Below are 14,761 nucleotides of genomic sequence, written 5' to 3'. Positions count from 1 at the left end.
ATGATGTTATCATTCCCTAGTGTCCTTTATCCATTCTTGATACAAACAGAAAGACGGACAGAGAATGCATGCCTCTGTCCGCTAATTCGCTTATCGTTTTTGCAGTATCGCGTTATTTAAAGTGATCTTGTCTATTATGTCGAGGATGATGTCAGCATTCTTTTCAGCATATGTTCCTTCCAGCATGTCTTTATGAGCGCCAAAGCCCGTGTACTCACTGTAGGTTCCACAGGCTCCCTCCCATTTCGTCAAGCCTGTATGCCCGCTGGTTTCGGTTTGAATTCCAGCTTCAATGAAATGAATGTTTGCTTTGATGCGCCCTTCATTCAGCAATTGTGCCCAATATGCCTGATAGTTTCTCTTTTTCTTGATCACCTTTTCTCTGACCGCTTCAGGCAGATATGCTGCAGATTCGTCATTTCCGGTATCGATAGGTAAAGACTGTTTTTTGAGATAAGCGTCCACGATAATGAAGTCGCTGACTTCCAATCCTTTGCGCTCCAAAGCCTGTGCCACTTCAAAAGCCAGGTTTCCGCCTGCGGAGTAGCCTAATAAAACGTATGGGCCTTCAGGCTGTATGTCCGTGATGCAATTAACATATTGTTCAATGCGGGTGTCGTGTTCTATAAAGTGAAATCCGTAGACAGATGCCTTGTCATTCAGCAATAAAGCAAGGTCTTTGAAATAAATTCCAAATCCTGATATCGGCGGGAAGCAGAACAGGTTTTGCGCGCCGTGCTGGTTCAGTTTGATCACATGCTGTTCATTTGCTTCTGTCAGCTGTTTAGAGTAAAGTGTTTCGGCAAGCTGAGCGATTGTCGGATGTTCGAATAACAAATCAATCGGTATATCAATTTGCTGCTGGTGCTTCAGGGTGTGTATGACCTGCAGTGCTTTTAGTGAATGTCCGCCAAGTGTAAAGAAGTCATCATCAATACTGATTGTGTTGACACCGAGAACATGCTTCCAAATGTTCGCCAATTCTTCCTCAACCAAGTTTCTTGGCAGTGTGATGTCCTTCCGTTTGTCAGGCTTATTTTCTGGTATAGGAAGAGCGCTGCGGTCTATTTTTCCGTTTCCGGTAAGCGGCATCCGGTCCACACGCACCCAGTGCTGCGGGATCATATAGTCTGGGAGCACACGCGCCAAATCGGCACGTATCTCCTTTTCTGTTCGTTTGTCATCGCCGACGTAATGAGCGTACAGCTGTCCCTCTCCGTCAATTTCTCTCATTGTCACTGCCGCTTCCTGCACACCTTCCATTTCTAACAGGCGCGCTTCAATTTCGGCGGGCTCAATTCGTTTTCCGCGGATTTTCATCTGCCTGTCAATCCTGCTGATGTATTCTAAGTTTCCATCGGGCAGCCAGCGCGCCAGATCACCGGTACGGTATATTCTTTCTCCAGGCAAGAAAGGATGTGGAGAAAAAACAGCATTTGTCAGATCTTCTCTGTTCAAATAGCCTTTTGCGACTCCATCGCCGCCTACACAAAGCTCGCCGGGAACGCCTATTGGCAAAAGTTTCCCTTTTGCATCTAAGATATAAGCGGTGCTATTGCTGATTGGTTTCCCGATTGGAATCGGCCCTGCATAGTCTCTTTTCATCTTGAAAAAGGTTGAAAATGTCGTGTTTTCCGTAGGTCCGTAAATGTTATGAAGCGCAAGATCAGGACAGGCGTGTCTGACAGCATTCATCAGGGCGGGAGAGAGTGCTTCGCCTCCGACATATAATGTGTGGAGCCCGCTGAACATGTCTGCTCGTACCTGTGCCAGCTGATTAAAAAGAGCTGTCGTTAAGAATAGCACGGTGATGTCATTTTCAATCAAATACGTCCCAAACCGATCAGGTGACAGCAGTGTCGATTGATCAATGATATGAAGGCTTGCACCATTTAATAGCGCCCCGAACATTTCAAAGGTGACGGCGTCAAAGCTGATAGATCCAGTTAGAATAAATCGGTCATCAACGGACGCAGACGTGTAATTGCTGTTTTTGACAAGGGACACGACATTGCGATTGGTGATCATGACGCCTTTCGGCCGGCCTGTTGATCCTGAGGTATACATGATGTACGCAAGATCATCCGGGCTGGAACTGATGTTGATAGGGATATCGTTCTCTTCCATCAATCCCTGCGCATCTGAAATGATACTTGTTCCTGAGAATGCAGTTGTTTGCTCCAGCCCCTTTTGAACAATCAGCATTTTTGCTTGCGTTTCCTCAAGCATAAAGCTGGCTCGTTCAGGAGGGAGCTCAGCATCAAGCGGGAGGTATGCTCCCCCTGCTTTTAAAACGGCAAGCACACTGATGATGAATTCGGGAGAATGAGCAGCCAATATTCCGGCTGTCTCGTTTTTCCGAAACCCTTTTTGATATAACGCTCTGGCGAGTGAATTAGAGCGTTTATCAAGCTCTTCATACGAAAAAGACATATTCCCATATACAAGTGCGGTATGGTCTGGTGTTTTTTCTGCTTGTTCTCGAAATAAATCGATAATTGTATGATTCTTCGGATACTCTGTTTTTGTATTGTTGAACTGTGTGACAATCTGCTCTTTTTCTGTTGCATCAAGAAAAGAAAAATCAGCAATTGGCGTATCAGGGTGATGGGCCGCTGTGCTCAGCGCTTGCGTAAATTGTCTCTTGATACAGCTGATCCAGGCTGCATCGTAAACGAACGCATTATAGCTGAATTTGATGACAAGTTCTTCGCCGGGAGCAACGACAAGATTAAAGTGATATCCTGATTGCTCGGATACTTGAACTTGATCGATTTGCAGCGGTGAATCGGTATGATCAGCGGAATCGGCGATTTTCTGCTGTAACGGATAGTTTTCAAAGACGAAAATGTGATCAATCAGTTCCTGTTTTAATGTTGTGTTTGCCTGAATATCAAATAGAGGCTGACAGGTAAACGGCTCAGCTTCCAGCGTTTCTTTCTGGCATCGTCTGAGCAGTTCTTGGAACGTTTCGTCTTGCTGTGTTTTAATGCGAACCGGAATGGTATTGATAAACAACCCTATCATTTGCTCCACGCCCGGAATTTCTGACGGTCTGCCTGATACAACCGCACCAAATACAACGTCGTCGGTGCGGTTATATTGCTGGAGCATAACGCCCCAGACGGCCTGAATTAGGGTAGCGAGGGTGACGCCGTGTTGTTTGGCAGTCTCTTTCAGCTTGTCAGTCAGTGACTTACTTAATGAAAATACCAAATCTTCACGGAGATACCCTTCTTTTGTTTCTTTATCAGACACACGAGGCAGCGGTGATGGAGTGCTATAGTTTTTTAAATAGGCATCCCAGTACTCCGCCGCTTTTGCTTTGTCACGGTTTGTCAGCCAGGAAATATAGGTGCTGTACGGACGGACAGGGGCTAAAGAAAGTGTTTTACCTGTACAGATAGATTGATAAATCTGCATAAATTCCTGAAGTACGATGCCAAGGCACCAGCCGTCCATTAAAATGTGATGATGGCTCCAGACACAGACATGCTCCTCTTCAGCTGTTTTGAATAGAGAAATTCGCATCAGCATGTCTTTTTGCAAATCAAAGCCTTTTTGTTTGTCTCTTTCCTTAAAGCATTCAATATACTCATTCTGGTCGTTTGTTGGCAGATGGGAAATGTCTTCGCTGCACAAATGAAATTCGCGTTCTGTCATCACGACTTGCCGAGGTCCCGACAAATGCGGGACGTGCGGCAAAAAGACGGTTCTGAAAATGTCATGGCGGTCGATGATGGTTTGAATGCTGCGCTGAAACCATTCATAGCTGAGGCTTCCTTTAATGGTAAAAAGCGACTGTTCAACGTATGCTCCCTCCTCTTTACGGAGGAAGGAATGAAAGAGCATTCCCTCCTGCATGTGACTCAGAGGATAAATGTTCTTGATTTTTTTGATGTTATCCATAATGTCTGCACCTTTCTTCACGGATTCATTAGTGAAAACTGAGCATATCAGCAATCTCTTGCAGCGCGTCCTCGGTCAGTTCTTGATCATCAAAATCACTGATGGTCTTTTCTGTTTCGCTTTTGTTCTGGCAGTGTTCGATCAGCTGTAATAAACATTGACGGCATGTTTCGCTAAGCTGTTCGATGGTTTTGTGCTGAAAACGCGTAGTGTCATAAGTCATATTGACAGTCATTTTCCCTTCTGCAGCGATTGCGCTGATATCCAGTAACTGTTCACGGTTCCATGTTGTGCTGATATCATCCCCGGCACCAAGCGGAGAGAATGAGAAGGCGTCTTCTTCAGATACTTCAGTTGGACTACTGCTTTCAAATTGCCCCAAATAATTGAAGCTGATTTCTGGCGTGCCTATGAAATTGATGTCTTTTTTGTCAGGCGGCGTCAAATATTTAATGACACCGTAGCCGAATCCTTTGTCCGGTACGCGTCTCAGTGTATCTTTTGTTGTTTTTAGCACATGAACTATGCCTTCTTCTGAATCTAGCAAGTCTGCGTTCAGTTTAATCAATAACGGATAAATGGCGGTAAACCATCCAACCGTACGGCTCACATCTATCCCGTCTAATACACCCTCTCGACCATGTCCTTCTAAGGATAGTTTGAAGGCGGATCGATTGGTCCAATGGTGCAGCGCAAGAATGACAGAAGACAGCAGCATGTCCTGCGTATCAGTGTTATATGCGCTGTTGGCGTCTTTTAAAAGCGCCGCTGTCTCTTTCTCGTTTAAGGTATACGAAATCGTGGACCGTTTTCTCTCGTTTTCTCTGGTTCCCCCGATTTGATCAAAAGGCAGTGCTTCTGTTTGATATTCTTCGGTTTCGCGCCAATACTTAAGCTGTTTCATTAGCTGCTGGCTTTCAGCGTAGTCAGAGAGCTTTTTCGTATACGCTTTAAATGAGCTTGTTTTAGGCGGCAGCTGAATCTCTTCCCCGCCTGCAGCTTGACGATAGCCTAAAGCCAAATCTTCTAGCAGCACTCGCCACGAAATACCGTCAACGACGAGGTGATGAGCAGATAAAAATAAGAAATCACCGTCAATTGTGTGAAAAAGACCGGCTTGCAGCAGCGGACCATTTTTTAAATCCATTTTCTGCTGAATATCAAGTACATGGGTTTTGATTAGAGATTCATACGGTCTATTACCATCAGTGCTGTCCGAAGCCGACAAATCAATAATCTTAAGGCCGTACAGCGCGTCGTCCGAATGACTGAGCGGCCGATTATATTGACTCCACTTTCCTTGTTCATTCTGTGTAAATACCATCCGCAGCGCATCATGATGACATGTTATTGCTTTTAACGTTTTACGAAGTGCTACCTCTTGTACAGAAGTGCTCCGATGCAGCATAACGGACTGATTAAAATGGTGTCTTTCTTTTATATCTTGAGAAAGAAACCATTTTTGAACAGGCGACCATTGTACGTCTCCCTCAACCGCAGCTTGGCTGGAACTTGTATCTGAATCACGGATATAAGCTGCTAGTTCTTGAATGGTCGGATGGCTAAACAAATCTTTTACTGCCAGTTGCTTTCCTATCCGATGAAGCCGTGCGGATACTTGTAACGCTTTGATCGAATCTCCTCCAAGTTCAAAGAACGAATCAGCAGTTCCGATCTTTTCTGCCCCCAGTACTTCTGTCCATATATCCGCCAGTATTTGTTCCATCCTGCTGGCTGGAGCGAGGAATGGACGTTCAGCTCCGCTCTTCGATACGGGTTTCGGAAGTGCTCTGCGATCCAGCTTGCCGTTAGGTGACAATGGAAGTGCATCCAGTTTTTCAATAAACGCAGGGTGCATAAACACCGGCAGCTTGTTTTGTAATTCTGAGCGTACAGTATTTGTGCTCAACTCTGGTTTTGTCACAACATAAGCGATTAATTCGGTTTGTCCTGACGCTGTTACATGAGCAACTACTGCGGCGTCTTGTACACCGTTTATACAACGGATGACCGATTCAATTTCTTTCGTTTCTACACGGTATCCTCTGATTTTGACTTGATCATCGATTCTTCCCAGATATTCGATTGTTCCGTCGGCCATCCATCTAGCGGCGTCTCCTGTTCGGTACATTCGTGTTTCGGGTTTGAATGGGTTCTTTGTGAAGGCTCTCTCTGTCTGTTCCGGAAGATTGACGTACCCCCTTGCAAGCCCTGTTCCAGCTATACAAAGTTCTCCCGCAACACCGATTGGCTGAAGCTGATGACTGCTATTTAATATCAGTACTTGAGTCCCGTCAATCGGCTGGCCGATGCTTACATATGTCTGCTTTTCCATATGTCTCATGACGGTAGTCGCCACGCTGTTTTCTGTAGGCCCATATTCGTTGGCGAGTTCGGTATGCGGACAAATGGCCAAGCTGCGGTGAATCAATTCGCGGTCAGCTGCTTCTCCCGCTAGTGTGACGACTCTAAGTGTCTTTACATCTGGCGGCTGCACTACGTCCAAAAGCGCTCGATATAAAACAGGCACAATAATCATATGTGTAATCCGGTGACGAGACAGCTGATGCTTAATGGCCAGAATGTCCTTTGCTTCCTCTCCATGAAGCAGAACTGCTTTTGCGCCTGACAAAAGCGGTGTGAACATACTAGTTAAAAATCCGTCAAATGAGAAAGAAAAGAGCTGCAGGATGGCATCTGTCTCGTTGAATGCATAAGCGTTTCGCCGCCACAGAAGCGTGTTGGCAATCCCTTTATGCTCGACCATCACCCCTTTTGGACGGCCCGTCGTTCCTGAAGTATAAATGATATAAGCCAAATGATGGGCAGACGACACTTGCGACAACGGCGATTTGTCATAAGCCTCCGCGCTCTCTATCGTCAAGACCTCTCCTTCAAAATCAGCAAGTTCTCCCCAATCCGCTTCATTTACTGTCAACAGTAGTTTCGTTTCGCTGTCGCTGAGAATATATCGTTTCCGTTCCGCCGGGTATTCAGGATCAATGGGAACGTAACAGCCTCCGGCTTTCCACACACCAAGTATGGCTGCCACCATACTAAACGAACGATGCACCATGATGCCTACTGGTGTGTCCGGTTTAACACCTCTGCTGCGTAATGTGTGTGCGATTCCATTGGACCACTCGTCTAGCTCCTGATAAGTGAGTATTTTGTCTCCGCTGACAAGTGCAGACGCTTTTGGTGTTCGTGCAGCTTGCTGCTCAAACAATTGACTGATTGTTTGTACTTCGTACTGATTCGCTTGCCCGGTGTTAAACTCATTGAGCAGCTGGTTCCGCTCTTCTTGTGTCAGGACGTCGATATGATTGAGTGTCACCTCCGGGTGTTTGCCGATGATGCGAAGTATATTTGTCAAGTGCGACGCCCAGCGTTCAATGGTGGTTTTCTCAAACAGTGCTGTTGAATATTCAAAAAGGAAATGGATGTTTCCGTCACCTTCAGATGCTTGTAATGTTAAATCGAATTTAGACACGAAATGAGAAACTTGTGCCGGCTTCATTTGCAAATCATGCAGTTGCAATGGCTCGTTATCATTATTTTGAACAACTAGCATGGCATCAAACAGCGGGTTTCTACTCATATCCCTTGTCAATTCAAGCTTATCGACAAGCTCTTCGAACGGATAATCCTGGTGCTCATAGGCTTCCAGTGCAGTCTCGCGCACTTCCTGCAAATACTGTACAAACGGCTTCCCGCCCTCCGGGCGTGTCCGCAGCGCCAGCGTGTTCACAAACATGCCGAGTATCGGCTCGAGATCCTTGTGCGGTTGGCAATTGGCGAGCCGACGATGATATCTTCCTGTCCGCTTAAGCGTGACAATAACGCTGTGTAGGCCGCAAGGAGCACCATGTACAGTGTGCTTCCGTTCTCCCGTGCCAGCTTGTGAAGCCCTGATGCCGCTTCTTGATCAAGCGTAAATGAGACCTTGTCACCCGCGAAGCTCCGCACCGGCGGGCGGGGTTGATCAGCCGGGAGATCCAGCACCGGCAGCTCGCCCTCGAGCTGCTTCAGCCAGTACGCCTCCTGCGTTTTGTACGCGTCTCCTGTTTTGAATCCTTCTTGCCATACGGCATAATCTTTATATTGAATATGAAGTGCGGGAAGGTTCTGGTTGTTGTACAGCTCTCCGAATTCCCGAATCAGAATGTTGACGGAAACACCGTCTGAAATGATGTGATGCATATCAACCAGCAAAAGGTGCCGTTCATCTGATGCCTTTACGATTTGGGCACGGAACAGCGGCGCTTGGCTGAGATCAAACGGCTTGATAAACGCGGCTGCCGCTTCCTGTTCAGTTTGGTCGCCGAGAACTGTCGTCTGTAATGTAAACGGCACCTCATCATGGGTGCGCTGCACCGGCTCACCGCCTCCATCCTGTTCAAAGGAGGTACGAAGCGACTCGTGGCGCTTGATCAGCTCTTTGAAAGCCCTGTCCAGCCTTTCTGGATCAAGCTTCCCTTCAAGTTCTAATACAGCCGGCATATTGTAGCCTATCCCCCCGTCCTCCAGCTGCTGAAGGACATAAATCCGTTTTTGGGCAGAGGAAACCGGATAGGTTTCACGCTGTTCCGTCGGCTTTATCGCTTCATATGGACTGTCCGTTCCTTCACGGATAACAGAAGCCAGCCCTTCTACCGTCGGATGGGCAAACACATCTTTTAGCGGCACCTGTACATCAAATTCTTTTGAGATTCGGGAGACAAGCGCCGTTGCTTTTAAGGAATGTCCTCCGCGGTCAAAGAAGTTGTCGTGAATCCCGACAGGGCCGTTTTTCAGGACGTCTTCCCACAGCTGGGCAAGCTTCATCTCGGTCACATTTCTTGGCGCTGTGTAGGCCTCTGCATCTGCCGCTCCGTTAGGAGCTGGCAGGGCGTTCCGGTCCAGCTTTCCGCTTGGCGTAACCGGCCACTGTTCCATCTCGATCATATGGGCTGGGATCATGTAGCCCGGCAGCCGTCTCTCAAGCTGCGCCCGCACTTCGTTTCTCGGGAGTCCTTCTATATAAGCGTATAATTCCGGCTCGCCGCTGTCTGTCCGTACGGTAACGGCCGCTTCCCTTATGCCTTCTATGCTTCTAAGCGCCGCTTCAATTTCTCCAGGCTCAACCCGGTAACCACGGATTTTCACCTGATCATCCGTGCGGCCGAGGAATTCCATATTCCCGTCAGGGAGCCAGCGGGCTATATCCCCTGTTTTGTACATGCGTTCCCCCGGGTAAAACGGGTCCTCAAGAAAACGCTCCTCTGTTAAGGCCGGCCGATTCAAATAGCCTCTGGCCACCCCCGCTCCGGCAATGTACAGTTCACCGATACATCCGGCAGGCAGCATCCGCTGCTTCTGATTGAGAATATACAATCTGACATGGTGAACAGGTTTGCCAATAGGAATTCGTTCAAGTTTTTCATGCATCGGACAATCAAAGAATGAAGCTTCTACAGTTGCCTCTGTTGGCCCGTAGGAATTGGTTAATGCAACATTTGGTAGCAACTCGCTAAATCGGGAGACGAGATGGGCCCCCAGCTGCTCTCCACCGGAAAACACCCGCTTGAGTCCGTTTGGCTTCTTCATCGGTACAGAGCGATTTTTTATATGTTCTAAAAAGGCATGTAGCATTGAAGGCACAAAATGCATAGCTGTGATCTCTTGTTCTTCTATGGCCTTTGCAATCACTTCAGGTTCTTTTTCGCCTCCCTGAGGAAGCAGATAAACAGAAGCACCGGCATTAGGCCACCAAAACAGCTCCCATATTGAAGCGTCGAATGAATAAGATGTTTTATGCATAATCACATCTGATTGCTTCAGTTGATAACGGGACTGAAGGGAATTCAAAAAATTCACCGCTGATCGATGTTCAACTTCAACGCCCTTAGGCATCCCGGTAGAGCCGGATGTATAGATGACATAGGCTAAAGATTGCGGGAGAACGTTAACATTCGGATTGGACAAACGATGTTTCAGCCCGTTATTTGTCCGATTGAGATAAAGAATCTCTCCTGCAAATGCCGGAACATGAAGGCCATCAGACTGAAGCAAGAGAATGTTTGTACCGCTGTCTTTGAGCAGAAAGCTGATTCGTTCTTCCGGATAATCCGGGTCAATGGGCAGATAAGCGCCGCCCGCTTTAAGAATGCCATAAATGCCAATCAGCATTTCAGGCGAACGCCTTCCCATAATGGCAACTGTTGTTTCAGATTTTACTCCCCGTCCAATCAGCTCCCAGGCGATACGGTTAGCCTGTTCATTCAATTCTTTATAGGTCATCGCTCCAGCTTCAAAGATAACGGCTGTCTGATCAGGCGTTTTTGCTGCCTGCTGTTCGAGTGCATGGTGGAGCGTTTGATTCATCAGATAGCCCGTCTCCTGAACCGGATGGCATGCTTCAATGAACTCTCTCTCTTCTCCTATTGTTAAGATTGGGATGTTGTCCAATTCTGTTTCAGGACTGACAGCTGTATGTTCCACAAGGGTGGTGAAAAGGCCGGCCCACCTTTGGATGGTCGCTTTCTCAAACAAAGCTGTACTGTATTCAAACTGACAGAAAAGTTCGGAATCGTGTTCTGTAACATACAAGGAAATATCGAATTTAGATATTGGATGATGCAAGTCCTTCCATTGAAGCTGTACATCTTTCATTTTCAGCTTTTGCTGGTCCATATTCTGAAGGACAAGCGTTGTGTCAAACAGTGGATTCCGGCTCATTTCCCGCTGTACGCCGAGTTTATCCACGAGCTCTTCAAACGGATAATCCTGATGCTCGTACGCTTCCAGTGCCGTCTGTCTGACTTCTTTCAGAAATTCTTCAAATGTCTTATGACCGGCCGGTCGTGTGCGGAGAGCCAATGTATTGACGAACATCCCAAGAACAGCTTCAAGGTCGGCATGGGGCCGTCCGGCGATAGGTGAACCAATTACGATATCATCTTGAGCGCTTAACCGTGATAAAAAAGCTGAATACAAAGCGAGCAGTGTCATGTAAAGTGTGCTGCTGTTTTTATGGGCAAGCTGTTTTATCCGGGACGTGAGCTCTTTATCCATTTGAAAGGTTACTTTTCCGCCTGTGAATTTCCGTTCTGCCGGACGGCGTTTATCTGTCGGAAGCTCTAGTACAGGGAGGTCTCCGCTAAACTGCTGCAGCCAGTAAGTCTCCTGCTTTTGATACGAGTCTCCCTTTTTAAAAAGCTGCTGCCAGACGGCGTAATCTTTATACTGGATCCGCAGCGGCTTAAGCTGCCGTTTTGCATAAAGATCGGTGAATTCTCGGATTAGGAGCTGAACGGATACGCCATCTGAAATAATATGGTGCATATCTACCAGCAATACATGCTTCTCGTTCGACACTTTTACAAGACCCGCTCTAAATAACGGCGCTTGATTGAGATCAAAGGGACGAACAAATCTCTCGATATCGGTCTCTCTGCTTAATTCAAACGGTACCTCGGTGTGAATACGCTGAACAGGCTCGCCATCTGCCCCGGATACAAAGGAAGTTCGAAGAGGCTCATGCCGACTGATCAGTTCTTTATATACAGCAGACAGGTTAGCGACATCCAGTGTCCCTTCCAGTTCTAAGACCGCAGGCATATTATAGGCGACACCCTCATCAAGCTGCTGAAGCACATAGATCCGTTTTTGAGCGGAAGATACAGGATATGCCTCCCTTTCTTCTGCCGGTTCAATTGCTGCATACGGATTTTCTTCTGCATTTCGAATGATTGAAGCTAACCCTTCCACTGTCGGATAGGCAAAAATGTCCTTAAGCGGAACTTGCACATGAAATTCCTTTGCAATCCGTGACATCAGCACTGTTGCTTTTAGAGAGTGGCCGCCATGATCAAAAAAGTTGTCTTGGATGCCTATAGAGCCATTCTTCAGCACATCTTCAAATAGTTGTGAAAGCTTTGCCTCTAACAGATTACGAGGAGCAGTATATGGATTTCCGCTGATTGAAGCATCTGGCTCTGGAAGTGCTGATTGATCTACTTTGCCATTTGGGGTAAGAGGTATGCTGTCAACCCATACCCATTTCGCCGGAATCATGTATTCTGGTAGCTCACTAGCCATATAGCTGCGTAAATCTATTGCATTCACCTTTTGTACACTGCAATAGTAAGCGCGTAATTCATGTTCACCGTTTTCATCTTGTCTAATGAGAATGGCAGCCTCTTTTATGTCCGGATGATTCATTAACGTGACTTCGATTTCTTGCGGCTCGATTCGATAACCCCTGATTTTCACTTGATTGTCTGCCCGTCCGATATATTCGATGTTGCCGTCTTCAAGCCGTCTGGCCAAATCACCTGTACGGTACATGATCGCACCAGGCCTGAATGGGTCGGATGAAAATTTGTCGCGTGTCAGTTTATCGTGATTGACATACCCCCTGGCAACACTTGCGCCGGAAATATAGAGTTCACCTGATACGCCGTATGGCTGCAGCTGTTTTTGATGATTCAAAATATATAGATCAGTACAGCTTATCGGTTTACCGATTGGCGGAAACTCCGGAATAGGGTCTCCCGGATGAATGGTATACGTTGATACGACATGAGTTTCTGAAGGTCCGTAATGATTGTGCAGGTGTATGTCGCGTTCACGTAACACCTCTTGGAAAAGGTCTGAAATCATTAATTGTTCCCCGGCTGCAATCAAGTGTTTGACGCCATAAGGAAACGAGTTTGCCAGTTGCTGCTCGCTGAAAATCATTTTGATAAAAGCAGTTGGGAGAAACACAATATTCGTCTGTTGCTTGTTTATAAATGCAAACAGCTGAGGCACATCTCTTTTTATGGCTTCTGGCACGATGTGCAGTGTGCCGCCTTTAAGAAGCGCAGAAAATATTTCTTGATAGCAGACGTCAAAGGCAGGTGTCGCAAATTGCAGAACATCTGCTTCGAAATCAATGCCAGAGTGTGCATATTCGAACTTCAGCAAGTTAGCCATGTTTCGATGCTCAAATTGAACACCCTTTGGTTTACCTGTTGTACCTGACGTATAAATGATATACAGCAGATCGTCAGCATTATTGACTGATTTCATGTTACTGCCGTCTTCTTTGCATTCGATATCTTCTGCACGAGTGATAATGTAATTGTTTTCTAACGATGAGGAAAGATGCGCTTGTGAAACAACATGCGAACAGCCGCAGTCATTTAGAATATAACGGATTCTGTCAGCTGGATAATACGGATCAATCGGAACAATAGCGCCGCCTGCCTTTAAGATTCCAAGAACACCTGTGATAAACGCCGCTGAGCGTTCCATCATAATCGCAATGGGCTCTTGTCTCGCAACACCCTTCATTCGTAAATGCCGCGCCAATCTGTTAGCCGATTTATTCAGTTCTTTGTATGTTAACGAGCAGGCTTGATCAATTACCGCATAAGCATCCGGCGTCTTTTCTGCTTGTGTTTCAAACATGGCATGGATGGTTTCGTAAACTGGTGTTCGATCTGCGATTTCTCCAATCAGCTGCCGCTTTTCAGTGTCTGTCGTAATCTTGATTTCTCCAGGTGAAAGATTCGGATTGTGTAAAATTTGCGATACAACATTCAGAAGATGCTCCTTGACAGAAAGCACAAAAGACCGATCGTGCTGCTCAGCATCATAGCTCATTTTCATATGGATTTCTTCTCCTGGCGCTACCATAAGATAAAAGCTGTAGTTGGTTTCATCTGCCACAGTGAAGTTATGAATCTGAAAAAGATCTGAAGCATGTTCCTGTTTGTTGAGCATTTGAATCTCTTTCTGCACCGGATAGTTTTCAAATACGAGAATATGGTCAATCAGCCCTTGCTTAACCGCTGAACGGGCTTGAATCTCATATAAAGGATGGTAGCTGTATGCTTCAGCGGCAAGTCGGTCTTTTTGCATATCTTTTATGAGCTGTAGAAATGGTGTTTTTGCCCCCTGCACCCGAACCGGTATCGTGTTAATGAAAAGACCTACCATTTGTTCAATGCCTTCGATTTCGGCGGGTCTTCCTGAAATGACAGAACCGAATACGGCGTCATCATGATTATTATATTTTTGAAGCAGAATGCCCCAAATGGTATGGAAAATCGTACTGAGTGTCACTTCTTCTCTTGCTGCAAGCTCCGAAAGCCTGCTGCTTTCTTTCTTAGAGAATGAAAACGTAACGTGTTCCTGCCTGCTTCTCCCTTTTGTTTTTTTCTGCTTTGGGAGCATGGTTTGCTGTTCATAGCCGGAAAGGTAATGATCCCAATATGAAACTGCCTGCTCTTTGTCTTGCTCCATCAGCCATTTGATATACCTTCCGTATGGCTGAACCGGCTCTAGTGATATAGCGGATTCATTTACATAAGATGCATAAATATGAAGAAATTCCTTTAACACAATACTGAGGCACCAGCCGTCCATCATGATGTGATGAAAGGTCCAAATACAAGTGTATTGGCCCTCTCCTGTTTGAATCAGAGTGATGCGCATGAGCAGATCTTTTTGCAAGTGAAACCCTTGAGCGCGGTCTTTTTCTTTCAATTGTTCGATAAACTGTGATTGCTGCTCTTCGTTTAAATGCGTAATGTCTTTTTCCTGCACGACGACATTGCGTTCTCTCAGGACAACCTGCTGGGGAGAGGAAACATTTTGACTGATAAAAATCGTCCTGAAAATATCGTGTCTTGCGACAAGAGCATTGATGCTGTTTTGAAAATACTGCGGATTGACTTTTCCTGCTATTGTAAAAGAAGCTTGCTCAACATATGCCTGTGAATCTTTTTGCAGGAGGGAATGGAAAAGCATCCCTTCCTGCATGTAAGACAGCGGATAAATATCCTGAATTGAATTCGCTTTTGTCATGTTCATGTCTCCC

1 protein-coding gene and 1 pseudogene are annotated in these 14,761 nt (G+C 46.2%); both read right to left on the bottom strand.

Going from position 1 to position 14,761, the window contains the following annotated elements; translation table 11 throughout:
• Positions 1 to 90: 90 nt before the first annotated feature.
• Positions 91 to 3,930, bottom strand: a complete 3,840-nt coding sequence (locus tag QA442_RS12690; protein WP_095432867.1) for a non-ribosomal peptide synthetase — start codon at positions 3,928 to 3,930, stop codon at positions 91 to 93.
• Between the two features lie 7 nt (positions 3,931 to 3,937).
• Positions 3,938 to 14,748 (bottom strand): annotated as a pseudogene (locus tag QA442_RS12680) (amino acid adenylation domain-containing protein).
• Positions 14,749 to 14,761: the final 13 nt, after the last annotated feature.

This window comes from Bacillus stercoris, assembly GCF_029772985.1.
Lineage (GTDB): Bacteria > Bacillota > Bacilli > Bacillales > Bacillaceae > Bacillus > Bacillus stercoris.
Note: the sequence above shows the minus strand (reverse complement) of the source record. Positions and strands in the feature narration are given on the sequence as shown.